The following is a 19,698-nucleotide window of genomic DNA, read 5'->3' as shown; positions in this document are numbered from 1 at the left end:
AATAATGTTACTCATAATATTGGTTGTCCATTTAGGCGATATTTGGAATACACTGATTTTCGATGTGAGAGCTAAGATAGAGTGTGGTGAGCTGCGAGCCATGTGCTAGTTGTGATTTCCCTTAACTGAACTGCTTTTTCCTTTAGTTCACTAAGCTTTCGTGTGGGAGGTAGCTTTTTAGCCTGTGAAATCGATATGGTTGAGGGTTGTTTGAATGACTTTGACCTGAATGGTTTGGGAGGGAAGGGTTATCGACATTCGTTCAGACTATCGTTGTGTTGATAATAGTTGCGTGAAGACTGTCGTTGTTAGCTTTCTTCGTTTTGTTCTTTGATTAACTCGATCAATTGGCTTTTGCTGTACGTGCAATAGGCGTAGAGAAATCTCTCAACCTCTTCAAGTCCAACCTGATTCATTCTGCATGATAGATACTCTTCATTCTGATCAATGCCAAGTTTGATGTTGTATAACTGGTGTTTTCGATCAACAAAAAGACAAGTTCCTTCACTGGTACAAATGCTAACTGCTGCGTCTTCGCTTTGGTCAATCGAAGACCATAAATCGTCGAATGATGCCTTTATTGCATCATAGTCTTTGCGTTCCGCTACTTCGTCTCTCGTAAGAGACATCATGCAAGTCTCGTTCATGTTTTTCCTTAGCTTTAATACCTTATCGTTAATACCTCAGCGTTAATACCTTATCGTTAATATCTCAGCATTAATATAAGTCTCCCAACATTGTGAGGATGTTAGGAGAATCATAGCAATTTGTTTAACTAGCCGCTTAAGCGTTTTTCAACTGTTCTAGGCAGCGAATGAATGCGCGCAGGTTACGATACACATCCGTTTGATCGTAAACGACCGCTACGTTTTCTAGCTCTATGGGGCCTGACACTGAGTTATCGAGCATTAGGTTATCAATTAAGCCGAAGTTCTCTAGCGTCATACCAATGCCATCGACATAGGCTTGGTTGTCGACTTGTTTTGCGTTTGGCAATTGGTCGAGGTTTCGCTTCAAGAAAAGCTCTGAGCTGTTGGTATACGCTAGCACAGTTTTACCTAGCGCTTTGCCAAAGCCCATTTCATAGGCAGTACCAACATCGCAACTTGCACCTCTGAAAGGCGTCATATTGGCGATCACTGCGTCACAGCTTTCAATCAACTCTTCATTTGCACGACCGATTTTTAAACCGTTTTGCTGTGGACTTGGCTCATTCAGTTCTAAAATGTTGTCGAGTGGGAAAATGCCTTCGAACCCATAGGCTTCACAAATCTTCTTCTTCTGGTCTCCGATAGAGACTGCATCACTTAAAAAAACTTCGGGTCCTGCTAGATAAATACGTTTCAACGGTTAACTCCTGATTGGCAATAGTGCTGGTGTTTGTGTTGATATTTTTATCTATTGAGTTGTTTAAGTAATAACCAAAAGTACACGGTTTGATAACGTGTGATTTTAATGTGTTTTTATGTTTATGGTTTAAAGATGTGGAAGGTGGTCGATACTTTTATAAGCCTATGATTTTGAATGTCGATTATGACATTAAGTCCGAGAACAATAACAGATGCGGGTTACGAGTTGCCGGTTACAAGTTCAGGTTGATAGGGGCGGAGTAGAGAGTAAAAATTGAGAGACACAAAAAAGCCCGAGTATAAACTCGGGCTTTGAATGGTTTTCTTTATAACTTATGACGGGCTAGATTGCCTGACGAAGTTGGAAATAACGTCCTGCTTCGTTTAACAGCGTTTCATGAGAACCGTTTTCAACAATCTCGCCTTGTTCAATCAGAACGATAGAATCCATCGATTCTAGACCAATCAAACGGTGCGTAATGAAGATAACCGTTTTGCCTTCGAAGTGCTTCTCGAACAGCGCCATGATGCTGTGCTCTGTTTGCTTATCTAAGCCTTCTGTTGGCTCATCTAGAAGCAGGATAGGAGCATCATGAAGAATGGCACGTGCAATGCCAATACGGCGCTTCTCACCACCAGACAGTTGACGACCACCGTCACCTAACCAGCTATTAAGCGCGTTATTCTCAAGTAGCTTCTCTAGGCCAACATCTCTTAGGATATTGGCTAAGTGATCATCGGTTGCTTCTGGTCTTGCAATCAACAAGTTGTCGCGCAGAGTGCCGTTTAAGATGTCGACACGCTGGCTTACTACACTGATAGATTCACGCAGTTGTGACTCGTTCCATTGTGTTAGCTCAATGCCCGCAATAGAAATGTAGCCCTTTTTAGGATCCCAGTAGCGAGTCAGAAGCTGAATCAGAGTCGATTTACCAGAACCCGTTTGGCCAACAATCGCAACCTTGTGCGTGGCAGGGATCGTTAAGTCAACAGCATTCAGAACACTGCGATCAGAATCAGGGTAGTTGAACGTCACGTTTGAGAACGTAATATCAAGTGGCTTGTTGATGTCGAGTTTCTCTTCAGCAAACTGAACTTCGGGCTCTGACAGAATCACTTCGTTCAAGCGACGTGCAGAAGACAGAGTTTGACCTAAATGCTGGAATGCACCTGCAATAGGCATCAGCAGTTCAAAACTTGCCATAGTTGCGAACGCCATTAGCGCGATGAACGGGTCGGGTGCATTGCCACCCACACCGTCTGCGGCAAGCCAAAGCATCAGAACAAGCGTCAAACCGTTGAATAACATCAGAGCTGCAGACGCCATACCGGTTAGGTTGGCATTCACAAACTGATTCGCCATCAACTTCTGTTGCGTTTCTAGAATCGCATTACGGTAACGCTCTTCAGCACCGAATAGAGTCAGTTCGCTGTAGCCTTCAATCCAATCTAGCGTAGTCACACGAAGATCTGCTTTGTTTTGCGTCAGTTCACCACCGTTACGCTTGCCTAGTTTGTAGAACAAGATTGGCCAAACCAACAGCATGATCAGAAGGATAGAACCCAAGATCAAACCAAGGGAAGTATCGAACCACATCAAGAATAGAGTTAGGAAGAAAATCCCGAACACACCAACCGTCACAGGGTTTACTAAACGCAAGTAGACGTGATCCATGGCATCAACATCAGCAACCAAACGGTTCAGTAGATCAGCGTCACGAAGATTTGAAATACGACCTGGGATCAGTGGAGCCAGCTTCTTGAAGAAGAAGATACGTAAATCAGTTAATAGTTTGAATGTTGCATTGTGGCTGACAACACGTTCACCCCAACGACCCGCAGTACGGCTCATTGCCAAACCACGTACACCGCCCCCCGGCAGCATGTAGTTGAAAGTTTCACGTGCAATCGTAAGGCCTGCAACCGCAGAAGCTGAAATGAACCAGCCTGATAGCGTTAACAAGCCGATAGAAGCCGACAGAGTAGCGAAAGCCAATAGCATGCCTAGCGATAGGCCAAACCAATGCTTTTTATAGAGTTTCAGGTAAGGCAGTAAATCACGCATCTAAATTACCCTTATTGTCTTGTTGAGCTAAGTTCGCGTTCAGCATCTCTTCAAACAAACCACCCGCAGTCGAAAGCTGGGAGTAATGACCTTGTTCAACCAGACCACCATCGCGCATAACCAGAATATTATCGACTGATCTAAGAGGAGCGAGTTGGTGCGTCACAAGTAGGGCAGTGCGGCTTTCAATATTGCTATTGATGCCTTTCATCACTAACTGTTCGCTACGAGTATCTAAGCTGGCAGTTGGTTCATCGAGCAACCAGAACTGACCGTCTTGAATCATTGCGCGAGCCAAAGCTAAACGCTGAGATTGACCAACAGACAGGCCGCCAGAGCGATCAGAAATCATATAATCCAAGCCGTGGTCGTTTACAAACTCGCTAGCAAATGATTGCTCAAGTGCATTCTCGACAACTTGGTCAGCGATATCATGCTTACCTAGAGTTACGTTGTCACGAATACTGCCGTGCAGTAGCAACGGGTTTTGACCAACCCAGCTAATCGTTTTACGCCAAGAGGCTAAGTCTAAGTCACGCAGTTCAATGCCATTGATCTTCAAGCTTCCTTCATAAGGCATGAAACCAAGGATGGCGTTGATCAAACTTGTTTTACCCGCACCACTTGGGCCAACTAACGACGTTGATTGGCGAGTGTTAAGTGCAAACGAGATAGGGCCAACCAATTGAACACCTTCAGGGCTTAACACTTTTAGGTCGGTAGCTTCAATATTAATGCCTTGAGCCGAATCCAGTTGAGTGTCGCCTGATTTAACCTTAGTGATGTCTGTTTCTAGGAACTCGACAATACTTTCGGCTGCACCAACTGCTTGTTGCTTCGCGTGGTAGAAAGTACCCAAATCACGTAGAGGTTGGTAAAACTCTGGCGCTAAGATAAGGATAAACAAACCTGCGAATAGTGTAATGCCTGCGCCATAGTGGCCAAAATCTAATTCACCAATATAAGTAAAGCCGAAGTAAACCGCAGTCATCGCAATAGAGATCGACGTGAAGAACTCAAGTACAGCGGAAGACAAGAAAGCGATTTTCAATACATCCATGGTGCGTGTTCTGAACACCTCAGAAGCACCTTTAAGTACCTCTGTCTCAGCGTTGGTTCGATCAAAAAGACGAATAGTTGTCATTGACTGCAAGCGGTCGTAGAAATGACCCGAAAGACGCTGTAGCGCTTTGAAGTTTTTGCGGTTGGCGTCAGCGGCTTTCATTCCAACTAGTGCCATGAATAACGGTACCAGAGGAGCGGTCACTAAGAAGATAAGACCCGCCGCCCAGTTAACCGGGAACACCACGACTAAAATAATGAATGGAATCATTACCGACAAAGACATTTGAGGCAGGTAACGAGAGAAGAAATCTTGCATGTCTTCTACTTGTTCTAGCAACAGCGTTGCCCACGTACCCGCTGGCTTACCTTTGATATAGGCAGGGCCTAGCTCGCGTAATTTGTCTAAGATGAGTTGCCTAATGTAGACACGGATTTGTTCACCACAGCGATAACCTGCGATTTCACGTCCCCATGTACACCCAGCACGGCCAACGACCGATAGTGCCAAGCCTGCGAAATGACCAACCAGTTCAGATTTATCGACGTTCTCGATGATCAGCTGGTGAAGAATAGAGGCGAGGAGAGCTGCTTGAGCAATTAAGAACACGCTTGAAAGTACGCCAAGGCCAATCGCAATCATAAGCCAGCGTTTCGCTAACTTACTTTGCTGTTTAAGCCACTTGTTCAAGCTGCGTTGTTTTTTCTTATCCATTATGAAGGCTTAATGATAATTATTATTTGTTGAGGGCGGGTAGTATACAAAAGAAAGCCCAGTGGATATACCGCTGGGCTCTAAGGATTTACAACAAATTGTGATGACGCCCTGCATCTATCAATGTTAGGGCAGGGGTTGCTAGCGTTAAAGCGACGACAATTAAATCTGCAATCTCAGATTTACTTATCGTTGAGGCCATCTAAGAAGCGTTCTGCGTCTAGTGCAGCCATACAACCTGTACCAGCAGAAGTGATTGCTTGGCGGTAGTTGTGGTCCATTACGTCACCCGCAGCGAACACACCTGGGATGCTTGTTTGTGTCGCGTTACCTTCAAGACCCGACTGAACGATGATGTAGTCATCTTTCATGTCGACTTGGCCTTTGAAGATTTCAGTGTTTGGTTGGTGACCGATAGCAATGAATGCGCCCATTACTTCGATGTCTTCTGTTTTATCAGACTGAGTATCTTTAATACGAACGCCCGTTACACCCATGTCGTCGCCTAGAACTTCGTCTAGCGTGCGGTCAGTGTGAAGAACAATGTTGCCGTTCTCTACTTTGTCCATTAAACGCTTCACTAGGATCTTTTCAGCGCGGAATGTGTCACGGCGGTGAACTAGGTGAACTTCAGACGCGATGTTAGATAGGTAAAGTGCTTCTTCAACAGCCGTGTTACCACCACCCACAACCGCCACTTTCTGGTTGCGGTAGAAGAAACCATCACATGTAGCACAAGCAGAAACGCCACGGCCTTTGAATGCTTCTTCAGAATCTAAACCTAAGTACTTAGCCGATGCGCCCGTTGAGATGATCAATGCATCACACGTGTACTCGCCAGAATCGCCTTTAAGACGGAAAGGGCGGTTTGAAAGGTCTACTTCGTTAATGTGGTCGAACAGGATCTCTGTTTCAAAGCGCTCTGCGTGCTCTTTCATGCGATCCATTAGAGCTGGACCCGTTAAACCTTCAGCATCACCCGGCCAGTTTTCTACTTCTGTCGTGGTTGTAAGCTGACCACCTTGCTGCATACCGGTAACCAGTACTGGGTTTAGGTTTGCACGAGCAGCGTAAACTGCAGCTGTATAGCCAGCAGGGCCAGAACCAAGAATCAATAAATTACAGTGCTTTACGTCGCTCATGAGGACTCCGAAATTGAATTTGTTTTTATTTATAATCGCTTAGGATTGTATGGAAAATATGGAGGCAATAAAAGTGTAAACAAGGGCTGAAGTGTAATTAATCGTTATAGGTTAGAACTTAATTGAGACAAACGTTTTCGTGGCTTAAAGATCGGCGAAACCACCGTCTTCCTCATGGATTGTTGCTGCCGCCTTTTCGATTTCGAACGGGCATATCAAAATACGCCCAAATAACTGTATATAAAAACAGTGTTTAACTATAAGATTATAGGCAAGGTTTGATAGGCAAAGTTAGAAAGATGAGGAACGAGCAATGAACTTACTCCCAACAGGCACACAGCTAGGTAAATTGGAACTACTGGAAGTGTATCAAGACGTCTTAGGGCCGAAGTGCTTTTCGGTTAAGAATGAAAATACCCAAAGGTTTATGGTGTATTGGAGTGGGGATTACGACAACGGCCAGTGCATTAAGTGGGCTTATATTCCGGTAACCAAACCATTGCTAGCCAGCTTGCTAAACAAAGAAGTGAGCTTTCATGATGCGTTCCACCGTTCAGACAAGCTTTATCTAGCGACTATCTACACAAACGAAGTAGGGAAGCCCGCGAAAGTCGAACTACTGAATGCTACGAACAAGCACTTAGTAAACTTACCGCCCGTTGATTTTGAAATCGACCTTGAAGAAGCTTGTATGTTTTAGTGGGTGCAAGACGGGTTGTAGGTTCTGATGAGCTAAATGGACAATTATCAGTTTAGTAAAATCGTGCTATCTAAAGGTTTGATTTAGGCGCGACTAAGTGCTGTTACGAAAAACGGAAGTAACAGTAAAGTTCGAAGGTAGTCATCAATATTGAACTCGAATTGATTTGGGTGTAGTTGTAATGAAATAGGTATCGCTGATCACTGCTTTCGTATTCAGAATATCTAAAAAATTTGTAGCCAAATCATTGGTATTAAACTAACCAGAAAGACCGAGTTTGAAAAAGTACGTTTGGCCAAAGAAGCTCAATATGTTCCACTAATGGAACCGTCTAAATTTCTGAGCTATTTAATGTAGGGGCTAATGCCCCTATCATTTTTATAAGTTTTACTATTATGCTGGCTCGACATTACAAGCGCTTCGGGCTTTTCCTGTCGTATTTGAAGATACCTGAAATTTTAGTGACATACCTTTCGATAGTTTTTCCCACAACTTGCTATCATTCAGATCGGTTTTCTTAAAATGAAAATCTTCATTGTTATGAACAAGGAAAGCAAAATTCTTATTTGCTTGAGGCTTAGCTTTTACATTTCCAGTCAACGATGTTGGCCTTACATAACACCTGTCTTCTTTTTCTCCGAAAATCTCAAATTGATGGCTCAGGTTTTTGATGGCTTTTTTTAAGCTTGAATACCCGTAACTTCGAGTGTCAAAGGTACTATCAACCTGTTTCAGCTTAGTACCTAGATCGCCAAGATAAACAAAATCTTCATTATTGTTAAATTGCCAATAAGCCTTTAATAGTAACCCATCAAGTTCAGTTGGATTGTTCGTGTCTTTCTGTTCTTTCTCATTTTCATCATCTGCGTCTTCTTGGCTCAGGTTCTCTAAATAAACAAAGTCATGACAAGCATTACGAAAGCGCTCAGGCGTGATTTTCTTTCCTATAGCCATCGTATGTAAGCCTTTTTCTCGAACTCTCTGGGCTAAGCCTGCGAATCCACCGTCACTACTAACAATACACAAAGCATTAATTTTTTCGTTGGTACAAATTAGCTCAATGGCATCCATGATAAGTGCATGGTCGGCAGCATCTTTCCCATGGTGAAATTGCTGCTTTGGTGTCGATGCTGTATCTAATATATATTGCTGCCAGTTTTTATGACTTGGGTTTGTCCAATCGGCATACACCCACTTAAGAGCTATAACACCTTTCCTACCAATTTCGCTTAAAATCTCTGGATATTTTGATTGCTGGACATTTTCGCCATCAACAAGTACTGCAAAAGTAAACGCTGTCATATATTTTCCTTGTGTAAACTTAATTGATAACTAATAGATTGTACGAACAGTAGTAAGTAAATAACCTTGGTCAATAAGAGTATTTGTTAGGTTTTCCTCTAGTTCAGAACCAATGTTATAAATGTCATTGAGCTTACGTATCGTATCTATCGCACTATTGCCGTCATAGTCGACGTGAATGTAGTCATGCTCGCTTTGACTTTTGTGCTTAATAAGCAGTCGATCACTGTGTAACCGATAACATTTAATATCTCCGAAAGTAAATATACAATGACCGGAAACTTGTACTAATTCTTTTTCATATAGCAAGGGTAAAGCACTACAGAAATCTATAAATGCTTCCTTAGCATTTAACTTAATTGTTGTGTCAATTACAATCTCATGTTCGGTACGTAGATATGTGTTCTTTATGACAGCCTTCAATGGGACGACTAAATCAAAAGTGATTGAATCATATAATTCATCTGCTTTTGACTGAATTACATTTAACGGTAATAGAAAAAAATCAGAGGTTTGAATCGATGGAACAGCGCAATCTGGATTGTATTTCCCAAGAATTGTTCTCTCATTTTTTTCTTTATCTTGGCTATTTTTCAAAGTGGAAATTTCCGTATCATGCTCGGCTTTCAACTCTTCAACTTTATGATTAAGTAGTTCAATGACGGTTGAATAATCGATGCTAGCATTCATATCTTCTGCAATAGATTGTAATAACATTTCATAGGTATGATTTGAATCATGAATGGCTTCAGGCTCAGGGTACTCACGTAGAGCTAAGGATTTTTTGACATCATCAGAGACACCAGACAATTCGGGACGCTCATTGTAGAATTCTTGCATTGATGCAGCATGAGTATCCATTTTTGATTGATTATCTTGCTCCTCTTCCTCTGCACTTTGCTTGCTACTTTGAAGTTCACCAATCTTTGAGGTAATGCTATCAAGTTGCTCTTGATGCTGTTTGGTTATTGTTTCTATTTGGCTAGAGTGCTCTTGTTTAAGTGTGCCGTATACGGCAGCCTCTAAGAATTCCAAATTGAAGTTAATACTTTTCCAATAGTAGCTGTAGTCAGCTGAATACCAGTCATGAGGTGACTTAGTTTTCAGTTTTTCAAAAACAGGTTTACAAATATTTTTGAGGTTTATTTTACTTGCCTCATCCGTAATCACTTTCTGTAAATACGCAATAAAACTCTCTTGTTCCCATTCTTTAGGTAGTTTTATGGTTCTTTTCTTAACTACATCTAATTTATGAAAAGAACTGCCTGGTGCTGTGTTCTTTAATTGAGGTAGTAGTCTTGCTAATTTGTCTACAGTTGCAAGTCCTTTACCATTAGCCCATTGTGATATTTGGGATTGGGTTACCCCACAAAGCACACTTAACTCGCCTTGTTTTACATTTTGGCTCATAGCCAACAGCATAATTTCTTGTGTATATGGATGCCGGCCCTCGATTGCATTCGGATATAGAACACCATCAATACCTAGTTCATTGATTTTTTTAGCTAATAATTGCTTATGTTGATTATTGATCTTTGGGGATTTATTGCCTGTATTTTTCATCTTCACACCGTGCCTTTAAGTTGTTGATTTGATTAGCTTAATTTTATGTGCATTTTCAGTCAATGGTTTTTTGGGATTAATTTTCGATAATAAAATGCTTATAATAAAGTTATAAAATGCTTATTTTAATTTTTTGTGTAGTTTTGAAATGCAACGCAAAATGGGCTGAAATAAATCAGAGAATCAGTATAAGTGAGCAGAAAGTGCCGTTTGATTGAATTTAGTAAAAAATCAAGTCGATTTAGATGGGTAGCATCAATAGATAAAAATTAACTAGTTTATTTTATAGTTATAAAATGCTTATAGAGGTGGGTTGGCATAAAACTCAACTCTTCCATTAAGGTAAAGCATAGGTACTGTACCGCTTGAGCCAACCATTCGTATCGGTGCCGAGTTTATTTTGTGCAGGAGAATATCTTTGGCAAAAGCGTTTGTATAAATGCAACTTTGGACAAAACGGTAATACAAAAGTAAGCAAACATTAGTAGTTCGAACTAAAAATTTCCCCTAACTTCCTCGCAAGAGAGTTGGCTTTTTAGTGTATTGTGTCTGTAGAGTGTTGTTGGTGTGAAACAAGGGGGAGTTAACCTGGATGCGAATATGGTGTTTGGAAGGGATGTTCAAACGAACAATTTTCGAGCTATATATACAGGTTTTAAGGGAGCTGACTGCTCGTACACCAAAAGTAGATTTAGGTTAGTACATCAAAATAGAATTACTTGGTTAACACAGATTATACGAAGTCTCTGCAAACTCACCTTTGGTCATAACGTGTTAGCGAATAACGTGTAACATTTGTGAATGCCTGCTGGTAATTTGAAAGTGGTGTCCGTTGTTATGTCCGATTCTAAAAGCTTCATGCTCTTAGTTTTCAGAATCCACTAAGTAAATTTCCTTCGTAATATCCCATTTCAAAACTCTAGACAGGCAGCATCATCAATTCGAATTAGGTACGCGCCATTTGAAACTGAGCATTGTCGCTATTTAGGTGTGTTATTGAGCATAACTATAGGTGTTTGAGGCTGGAACTTAATAGAGACAAACATCTTTGTGGTTGAAAGGTAAGTGAAACCGCTGCTCGAAAGGAAGCAAACCATTTGAGGGCGGTCGAGTTCCCCCCGAACTCGACCTGTTCCAGACGCGCAAGCAAAGGCGTTTGGTTTCTGGCTTACTCATAAATTAACCAATTTCAGTTTGTTGTGTAAATAATCAATAGCTTGGCAATTGATAGGTAGGTCGTATTTTGCTGTGCAAAAGCTTAGAAATGAATGATGGCGAGAGTGAGGGCTGGACTCAGGCAAGGAGGCTGGCGTATTGAAGCGAAAGGGCTGACACAATATGAAACATAGCTTGCTAGTTTATAATATCGTTAAATTTAAATTTGTAGGGATTTATAACTAGCTAGTGGAGTGTGCTAGTTTTAAGAGTTGGTCATCTTTTATTCTGGTGTTATACACTGCTTTTGATTTTCAAGTTGGATTTAGTGTCTGAATTATTAAATCTGACGGGATAAATGATTGTTTAATGTTGATTTGACAAGATCTTCAAGTATCCTTTATGTAAACAAAACGTTAAATATCGAAAGTAAATTAACAATCATTAAGGAGTCGATGATGTTACATGCTCACGAAAATACCCTACATATTACCCACCTCAGTAACCACGCGGTTGAGGAGTTGTCACCATCATTCTCTAAGCTACCAAGCACAGAGCATGCGGATGGCCAGTTTCGATTGAGAAGATACTCGGTGGTTCAATTCAGTAATGGACAAGTCGTTGAGCAAGACAAACATAACTTTGTTCAGTCTGAAAACATTAATCACTTTCAAGGTGACGTTGTTCGTCAGTTCGAGCCGATTGAAGCGAATATTTTAGGCAGTGAAGGCATGCAGGAAATGTGTGAACTGTTTATTGAAACCAACGGGCTTGAAGACGGGCAAGAAATCGAAATCCATCAGATCCGCATTGCCGCTATTTTTGAAGAGACTCAAGTTGCTCCTGAAGGTGTTCACCAAGATGGTTTTGACCATATCGCTTTGATCGGTGTGAACCGTCACAACATTGTGGGTGGTGAAATCATGCTGTATCAAGATTCACATGAAGCGCCATTCTTTAGAAAAGTGTTAGGCGATGGCGAGGTTGCGATGCTGGCAGACAGTAAGCTTTGGCACAATGCACAACCGATTCGCACCATAGACCACGATGAGATGGGCTATATGGATGTGTTTGTTCTAACAGCTAAGGATGCGCGCAATGTCCTTCACTCTTAATGATGTGCGCCAACAGTTTAGTGCTTTAGGCCAATATCATAACGGCAAGCCTGTGACCTTTTTTGATGGTCCGGGTGGATCTCAGGTGCCTGAGAATGTTTTAGCTTCGATGACCGAATACTTAGGGCATTTCAATTCAAACCTAGGCGGCCACTATTTTTCTAGCCAAAAGACCACAAGCTTAATGCAGCAAGCGCGAGAAGCGGCGCAAGCACTGCTTAATGCGGAGTCTTCTGGCAACGTTGTGTTCGGCGCGAACATGACATCGCTGACCTTCCAACTTAGCCGAGCGATCAGCCGCGATTGGAAAGAGGGCGATGAAGTTATCGTCACGGCGTTAGACCATTACTCAAATGTATCGAGCTGGCAGCAAGCGGCAGACGACAAAGGCGCGATTGTTCGCCAAGTTCGTGTAGACGAGTCGGATTGCAGTTTGGATATGGCGCATTTTGAATCGCTGCTTAACGAGAAAACCAAGCTTGTCGCGGTGACGTTTGCTTCGAATACCACAGGCTCTATTGTCGACATGGCGAAAGTGATCGAGCTTGCACATCAATATGGCGCGCAGGTTTATGTCGATGCCGTTCATTACGCACCACATCATTTGATTGATGTTCAGCAATTGAATTGTGATTTCTTAGCGTGTTCAGCGTATAAGTTCTTCGGCCCGCATGTGGGTATTGCTTATGTTGCGCCTCAATGGCTGCATACTTTAAAGCCTTACAAGGTTGAGCCTGCGACTAATATCGGCCCAGGTCGTTTTGAGACAGGAACGCAAAGTTTTGAAGGCCTTGCCGGTGTGATTGCGGCGGTGGATTACTTGGCGCAGTTAGGCGATCCCGCCGATTCATTACGTTCTCGTTTAGAGCAAAGCTACGCGCTTTATAATAAGCATGAAAGCCAACTCAGTGAGTACTTCCTTAAACGCTTGTCTGATCTAGAAGGGGCAAAGCTTTACGGGAAAAACGAATTTGATTCGAACCTAAGAACCCCAACGTTTGCGATTACCTTTGATAATCACTCTCCAGAGTTCATCGCCAAGAAGTTGGGTGAACATAATATCTGTGTGTGGAACGGACATTTCTACGCATTAGGTTTGGTGAAACAGTTGGGTATTGAAGAGCAGGGCGTGGTGCGTATTGGTTGTATGCATTACAACTCGATTGAAGAGATCGACTTGCTGTTCAATGTGCTTGAAGGGATCTTGCGAAGTAACTAGCGAGAAGCCATTAGCAAGAAGTAATTAATAAGAAGTCACTTGCCTTTGCTGTTTGTGCCTTTAGATCGAAAAAAGAGCATGCTTCTCTCAAGAGTATTGAGTAGGAAGCATGCTCTTTTTGTTTGATTGAGCTTATTTTATCAACGCCAGTTATTCGAATAAGCCCTTGATTTAACTAAGACAGGTGCTTAACCAGAGTTGCACCTACAGCGTGCGCGCTGGTTGGGTTTTGGCCAGTAATCACTCGATCATCAACAATCACAAGCTCTTGCCAAGGTTGAACCTTGTTGAAACGCGCTGCGCTGCGAGCAAGAGACTCTTCCAATAGGAATGGGATGTCGTTGATGGTGCCAAAGTCGATTTCTTCTTCACGTGTAAAACCAGTCACCGATTTAGAGCTCAATAGCTTCTCGCCGTTGCTTAAAACAATCGGAAGCAGGGCTGCTGGGCCGTGACATACAGATGCGATCACACCGCCATCTTCATAATGCTTAGCCGCAATAGCTGCGAATTGCTCGTCAGTTGCTAAGTCAGAAAGCAAACCGAAACCACCTGGGTAGAAGATAGCATCGTAGCTTTCTACGTTAATTTGGCTTACAGGAATCGTGTTATTAATGCGGTTCTGGAAGTCATCATCAGCCAAGATCTCGGCGTTTACTGAATCACCTTCAATATCGGTTCCGTACAATGGGCCTTTACCACCCTTGATAGACGCGATGTCGTACTCAAAACCCGCAGCAATGATCTCTTTAAGTGCATGAGTCAGTTCAGGCGCGTAAGTACCGTTCGCTTGATCTGTATCGCCTAGTGTTGCGTGGTTAGTTACAGGTATTAGTATTTTTTTCATGATTCGTCCCTTTGAGCACGTTTGCTTGGTTTCAGCGTCGTTGTTTAGTCATCCGCGTTTTTAAGACAGACATCAGTGTTTCTAATAGATATGCCGCTGTTTCGTTACCTGTAATACTAGTAGTAAACCATTTGAGTGATAATATACCGAATAGGCAAAACATTATTGCTATATAGCAATAGTAAGATGTGAATTAGTCGAATGTGAATTCGTTAGACGTTAACAGGTGAAGTATGGATAGCTTTGAAGGTATTAATGAGTTTGTTGCGGTAGCCGAGTGTCACGGCTTTTCTGCAGCAGCAAAACAGCTGGGTTGCAGTACCAGTCATGTAAGTCGCCAAGTTTCAAGGTTAGAAGAGAGAGTGGGTGTGGCACTGCTTGCACGCTCTACACGAATGGTGAGCCTGACCGAATCGGGTCACACCTATTATCAGCAGTGTAGAGATTTGGTCATTGGGCTTCAGCAAGCGAACGAGCAAGTGACTTCTCAGCAGACTCAGCTTAGCGGCACTTTGCGTGTGAGTGCGGCAGGCGCGTTTGCAGAAAATCATGTCGCGGCGGCGCTGATGGAATTTGCCAAAGAGCATCCTGAGCTCACCATAGAAATGAATTTCAATACCAAGATGGTTAACTTCATCGAAGATGGCATCGATTTCGCGATTCGTTATGGCCGATTGGATGATTCAGGATTGGTGGCAAGAAAGCTCGTCGATCGCCCGATGGCGGCGGCAGCCAGTAAAGACTACATAGAGCAATTTGGTACGCCGACTCATCCAGAGCAGTTAAAAATGCACAGCTGTATTATCGCCAACAGTGATCAGTGGCTATTTGAGAAAGAGGGTAAACCGTTGAATGCGGTGCGAGTGCATGGGCGCTGGCGCAGCAACAATTCGAGTGCAGTACTGAAAGCATGTGAAGAGGGGCTTGGTGTTGTCTACCTACCTAAGAGCAGCTTCAATGGTGGCCTTAGTAATGGAAAGCTTGTCCCGGTGCTAGAAGAGTATTGGGGAGCGGGAACCAGCAGTTGGGTCGTATATCAAAACCGTCGTTTTTTACCCCAGAGAGCACGGCTGGCGATCGACTTCTTAGTCGCTTACTTTTCCGATTGGAATGAATAACGCGCGTAGGTTTAAAAGAATAGCCAACAAGTTTGAGGCGGTGAACACTAGAGTGCTAACTCGGCTCAAAGCCAAAAGTAGAAAAAGGTAATACTTACATTGGCATACGTTATCATTTTTGTTTTTTGACCCGAATAATAGGAATGAGATACTTGTCTACTTTTAAACACTTGTGCTAGCGATAGAATTGTAGAGAAGCCTGTATCGGTACGATATACTAGATGTAATGTTAATGCCCCCAATACGCAATAGATTGTGTGGAAGTGTTGGTGGGATGTGTTGTTATGCTCCAGTTTGTGAAGTACAGATATAGAGCGGAGTTAGCCATGTCTTCAATAAATTTCGAATCCACGTACGGTGTAATAACTATTCAAGATATGAATGTGGTTAGTGTTGACGCTAATTATGCACGCATCTACGGATACCAATCACCCGAAGAACTGCTGTCTAATATAGATAGCTTTCTGGACCTCATATCTGAAGAATTTCACGTTGCAGCCTATAAAAACTATCTAGAAACCGTCGATGGTCAACGAGATCCTCAGGTGCACACCTATATCAATGTTGACCGCAATGGCAGAGAGTTCACGGTATTTTCTATTGATCATGTAACTGAATGGCAAGGAAGACCTGCTTTGCAAGTGACGGTCATCGATCTTTCTCCTGCGATTCAATTGCAAAATGTGGTGCGTGAGCAAGATCAGATGTTTCACGATATGATCATGCAATCAGGGCAAGGTATTTTGGTTCACCGAGATTTCAAGCCGTTGATGGTCAATCAATCGTGGGTAAAACTCCAAGGTGGCGAGTCAATTGAGCAAGTCTTAAAGTTGGATTCAATTCTCGACTTAGTGCCTCAACAGAACACGGAAGGCATCAGTAAGCACTATCAAGCGATTGTATCTGGTGAGTTATCGGGAACCAGCACTGTGGTTGAAAACATTGGTTTCGACGGCATTCATCGATTTTTCAATATTTACGATAATGCGATCACTTGGCAAGGTCAGCCAGCTGTTCAGGTTGTGCTTGAAGATGTGACTCAAAAGGTGATGTTGGAAAAGCAGTTGGTTCATCAAGCGAATTACGATGAAATGACTGACTTACTCAATCGCAGAGCGATTTATGAGTGGTTAAGGGAACATATTGCCTCTGATACTCATCTCGTATGTATGTTGCTTGATATCGATGATTTCAAATCGATCAATGATACTTACGGGCATATGGTGGGTGACGAGGTTATTTGCGCACTGGCCGATGTGACTAAGCGTAATGTCGAGAAAGCGGGCGGTGTGGCTGGTCGATGGGGCGGTGAAGAGTTCATTGTATTTATCCCTAACGCGTCATCTCAAATTTCGCGTCAAGTCGCTGATCAAATCCGCCAACAGTTTAATCAAACCGAATTTAAGATTGATGAGCAGGTTCGTTTTAATGTGAGCGTGAGTATCGGAGTGAGTGATAGCCGAGCTTGCGAAGGAAAAGTGTCTATTGATGCGCTGGTTAACCTAACTGACCAATCTTTGTATCGAGCCAAAGCGAATGGAAAGAACTGCGTGTGTGGAGAAGTGTTTGCCAGCGATATAAGCCAAGCATTACCGCACTAAACGACTTCAATCTATTGAGTAAACTCGGTCAATTTAGCACACCCAATCAATTTAGAAGCATAAGTAATAAATCTAGAAGCTTAAGCCATAAATCCAGAAGCATAAGCTATAAATCTAGAAGCTTAAGTAACAAAGCTAACTAGGGTGTCACCCCGTTATAATGTTTGGTCATGATACAAAAATGCCCTCAAGCAATTGCTGAGGGCATTTTAGTTTTAGCTCATCAAAGCCGTTTCGCTTTCACCGATCAAAGCCGTTTCGCTTTGGTTTATCAAAACAGCGATCATCTCAAAACCGTTGGCTTACTAAGCAGAAACTTCTACTTCGTAAGAGCCAAATTTACGGATGTTAATCACACCAGTATCCAAGATAAGGTATTGGCCTTTGATACCTTGCAGCACACCTGTCACTTCAGGGTTCTTATCAAAGTTATGAGAAACAATCTTCACTGGGTGTTGCTCAACTGGGTAGCTCAGTGAAGTGATGTTTTCGCTCAGAATCTCGATTGCATCGTCGCCAAACTTCGCTCTGATCTCTTGGATTTTATCTTCAACCAATGGCAAGAGTTCTTTGGCTTTTTCTACCAACTCCATATCGTCACCGTCGCCTTTTAGCAACGTGCGCCAGTTGGTTTTGTCGGCAATGTGTTTTGCTAACTCAACTTCAATCAGGCCAGAAATCTGACGTGTTTTTACCTTCAAGATCGGTAGGCCTTGAGTGGCACCTTGGTCAATCCAGCGAGTAGGGATTTGAGTGTGACGAGTGATACCCACTTTTAGGCTTGATGTGTTCGATAGGTAAACGAAGTGATCAACCATGCAGTTCGCTTCGCCCCATTCAGGCTCACGACACGTGCCTTCATCGTAGTGGCAAGTTTCTGGCTTCATGATGCACATGTCGCAGCTTGCTAGCTTTCTCATGCACACAAAGCAGTGGCCTTGAGAGTAGCTTTTCTTAGTTTTCTTGCCACACGAGCAGCAAAAAATATTACCGGTGTGAGTGAGGTTGATGGTTTTACCAATCAGAGGGTTTAGCTCTACAAACTCTTCACCGACAGGTAAACGGTAGGTAACCGCACCATCGAGCGAAGCACTCATTTTCTTGAGTGTTCCTTTTGCTAATAAAGACATGACATTACTCGTTGTATTTTGATTATTATTTCGTCGACTCGGACGCTCTGTAAGCAGGCGTTACGGTTAACGATGATTATGCGATGAGTATAACAAATAGAGTCCGTTTTAATACGCAATATTACTTGATTATTGCGATGGATAATTGATGAGTAAACGCTCGTTTAAAATTATGGTATGACATTTTGTTCAGGCGTGATATAACGTTTTTTAGTAAATTATTGGCATTAAGATCACTAATTTACCTAACTTGTTTTTATCGTGAAATCCCAACTATAGGGACCTTAAGCCGGAAGCTTAGACGTGAAGTGGATCCATAAAATAGTCATCTTTTTAGTTATCACGACGCTGGCGATTGTCCAGTATTACCGTGTGAGCGGAAATCGTGTGATAACGGCAATTACGCCGGATAAATATGAGTTTATCGCGACCAGCGATCAAGTGGATAAGGGTGTCAGTACGTCCCAATTATCTTATCAAAATGGCCAGTATATTCTCGACTGCGAGCTTAAAAAGTCTGAGTATCCGTGGCCTTATTGCGGCCTATCAATTCGTATCAACCCAGACATTACCACTGGCCTTGACCTTTCGCAGTACCACACCTTTAGAGTCAATATTGATTACCATGCGGAGGCCGATTCTAGCGGTCGTTTGCGAACTTACCTGCGTAATTATAATCCTGCTTATTCGGTTCCTGATGACGAGTACACGCATAAGTACAACGGGATGGAGTTTTCTCCTGGCGTGGATGGTGGTGTGATTGAGATTCCGATCAAAAACCTGCAAGTAATGACATGGTGGTTAGCGGATAACGAGATTGCGTTAGAGCATTCAGCGCCTGAGTATTCGAACGTGAATATGGTTGAGTTTGCTACCGCGTCTGGAGCGAAACTGGGTCACCACAGAATAGTCATCCGTAGTATTGAGTTCGAGGGATCTTATATTTCAGGCGAAAGCTTGTTCTTGATTCTACTGTTTGTTTGGGTTAGCACAGGCACCGTATTCTTATTGTCTGAGTTAAACCGTTCAAGAAAACGTATGGTGCTTGCAGAGAAAAGACATCATCACTTAAAGAACGTCAATCGAGCACTGAGAGAGCAAAACTTTGAGTTTTCAGAAAAGGCTCATCGTGATGAACTGACTGGGATTCTCAACCGACACGCGATTCGTGATTGGCTAAAAATGCAGTCTCAGCAGGTAAAGCAGGGGCATGGAAAGCTGAGTATGTTGTATCTCGACATTGACTACTTCAAGAGCGTCAACGATAAATACGGACACCAAATGGGTGATCATATTTTACGAGAATTCAGCATGGTGGTCGGCAGTTCGATCAGCGCTTCCGACAAATTGGTGAGATGGGGTGGTGAAGAGTTCATTGTTTTTTGCCCGGAGACTGAGGCTGGTGAAGCACAGAGAAAGGCCGAGAAAATCCGACTTTTGGTCAGCCAACACCTTTGGGTTCATGGAGATCCACTCACTTGCAGCATCGGTATTGCTGAGATGAAACAAGAGCGGGTGACAGAGACCATTGCTCGCGCTGATGAAGCTCTATATCAAGCGAAGCATTCAGGCCGAAATCAGGTGATCTTGAGTCACTAATCTGAAAATTGTTTTG

At 42.8% G+C, this 19,698-nt stretch carries 15 protein-coding genes; 6 read left to right on the top strand and 9 right to left on the bottom strand.

Translation table 11 applies throughout. The features are described 5' to 3' along the window. Positions 1-308 precede the first annotated feature (308 nt). The 5 genes from M4S28_RS11260 to trxB form a co-directional block, all read right to left on the bottom strand. Positions 309-647: a hypothetical protein gene (locus M4S28_RS11260; RefSeq protein WP_249631823.1), complete on the bottom strand. Its 339-nt coding sequence runs from the start codon at positions 645-647 to the stop codon at positions 309-311. A gap of 136 nt (positions 648-783) precedes the next feature. Next, positions 784-1,347, bottom strand: a complete 564-nt coding sequence (locus M4S28_RS11255; protein WP_108189350.1) for a nucleoside 2-deoxyribosyltransferase — start codon at positions 1,345-1,347, stop codon at positions 784-786. Positions 1,348-1,692: 345 nt separating this feature from the next. Further along, a complete protein-coding gene (gene cydC, locus M4S28_RS11250; protein ID WP_249631822.1) occupies positions 1,693-3,414 on the bottom strand; it encodes a heme ABC transporter ATP-binding protein/permease CydC in 1,722 nt (573 codons plus the stop codon). Next, on the bottom strand, positions 3,407-5,191 hold the full coding sequence (cydD, locus tag M4S28_RS11245; RefSeq protein WP_249631821.1) for a heme ABC transporter permease/ATP-binding protein CydD: 1,785 nt from the start codon (positions 5,189-5,191) through the stop codon (positions 3,407-3,409). The genes cydC and cydD overlap by 8 nt, the downstream gene beginning before the upstream one ends. A gap of 182 nt (positions 5,192-5,373) precedes the next feature. Then, complete coding sequence (trxB, locus tag M4S28_RS11240) at positions 5,374-6,333, bottom strand: thioredoxin-disulfide reductase (RefSeq protein ID WP_004733400.1); 960 nt, start codon at positions 6,331-6,333, stop codon at positions 5,374-5,376. Positions 6,334-6,646: 313 nt separating this feature from the next. Between trxB and M4S28_RS11235 the strand changes: the two genes are divergently transcribed. Beyond that, positions 6,647-7,033: a DUF6575 domain-containing protein gene (locus M4S28_RS11235; protein WP_249631820.1), complete on the top strand. Its 387-nt coding sequence runs from the start codon at positions 6,647-6,649 to the stop codon at positions 7,031-7,033. A 393-nt stretch (positions 7,034-7,426) separates the two neighbouring features. Here M4S28_RS11235 and M4S28_RS11230 read toward each other — a convergent pair whose 3' ends face one another. Both M4S28_RS11230 and M4S28_RS11225 read right to left on the bottom strand, forming a co-directional pair. After that, complete coding sequence (locus M4S28_RS11230; protein WP_102556774.1) at positions 7,427-8,335, bottom strand: NYN domain-containing protein; 909 nt, start codon at positions 8,333-8,335, stop codon at positions 7,427-7,429. Positions 8,336-8,365: 30 nt separating this feature from the next. Next, the gene (locus M4S28_RS11225) at positions 8,366-9,898 is read right to left on the bottom strand and encodes a helix-turn-helix domain-containing protein (protein WP_249631819.1); all 1,533 of its coding nucleotides are present in this window, start codon (positions 9,896-9,898) and stop codon (positions 8,366-8,368) included. A gap of 1,613 nt (positions 9,899-11,511) precedes the next feature. Between M4S28_RS11225 and M4S28_RS11220 the strand changes: the two genes are divergently transcribed. Further along, positions 11,512-12,168, top strand: coding sequence for a 2OG-Fe dioxygenase family protein (locus M4S28_RS11220; protein ID WP_029223539.1), 657 nt, complete (start codon positions 11,512-11,514; stop codon positions 12,166-12,168). Continuing rightward, the gene (locus M4S28_RS11215; protein ID WP_249631818.1) at positions 12,152-13,387 is read left to right on the top strand and encodes a cysteine desulfurase-like protein; all 1,236 of its coding nucleotides are present in this window, start codon (positions 12,152-12,154) and stop codon (positions 13,385-13,387) included. The genes M4S28_RS11220 and M4S28_RS11215 overlap by 17 nt, the downstream gene beginning before the upstream one ends. A gap of 175 nt (positions 13,388-13,562) precedes the next feature. Here the strand turns inward: M4S28_RS11215 and M4S28_RS11210 are convergent, their stop codons facing one another. Then, on the bottom strand, positions 13,563-14,234 hold the full coding sequence (locus tag M4S28_RS11210) for a type 1 glutamine amidotransferase domain-containing protein (protein ID WP_249631817.1): 672 nt from the start codon (positions 14,232-14,234) through the stop codon (positions 13,563-13,565). Between the two features lie 233 nt (positions 14,235-14,467). On the opposite strand from M4S28_RS11210, the gene M4S28_RS11205 reads away from it, so the two are divergent. Beyond that, positions 14,468-15,352 carry a LysR family transcriptional regulator gene (locus M4S28_RS11205; protein WP_061021593.1) on the top strand — a complete coding sequence of 295 codons (885 nt, stop codon included), beginning with the start codon at positions 14,468-14,470 and terminating at the stop codon, positions 15,350-15,352. 377 nt (positions 15,353-15,729) lie between these two features. Further along, a complete protein-coding gene (locus M4S28_RS11200) occupies positions 15,730-16,953 on the top strand; it encodes a sensor domain-containing diguanylate cyclase (RefSeq protein ID WP_249632734.1) in 1,224 nt (407 codons plus the stop codon). 305 nt (positions 16,954-17,258) lie between these two features. On the opposite strand, the gene M4S28_RS11195 is transcribed toward M4S28_RS11200, so the two are convergent. Continuing rightward, on the bottom strand, positions 17,259-18,083 hold the full coding sequence (locus tag M4S28_RS11195) for a DUF2797 domain-containing protein (RefSeq protein WP_017082764.1): 825 nt from the start codon (positions 18,081-18,083) through the stop codon (positions 17,259-17,261). A gap of 303 nt (positions 18,084-18,386) precedes the next feature. Here M4S28_RS11195 and M4S28_RS11190 point away from each other — a divergent pair, with 303 nt between their 5' ends. After that, positions 18,387-19,682 carry a GGDEF domain-containing protein gene (locus M4S28_RS11190; protein WP_249631816.1) on the top strand — a complete coding sequence of 432 codons (1,296 nt, stop codon included), beginning with the start codon at positions 18,387-18,389 and terminating at the stop codon, positions 19,680-19,682. Positions 19,683-19,698: the final 16 nt, after the last annotated feature.

It is taken from the genome of Vibrio sp. J383 (assembly GCF_023503985.1).
GTDB lineage: Bacteria > Pseudomonadota > Gammaproteobacteria > Enterobacterales > Vibrionaceae > Vibrio > Vibrio splendidus.
Note: the sequence above shows the minus strand (reverse complement) of the source record. Positions and strands in the feature narration are given on the sequence as shown.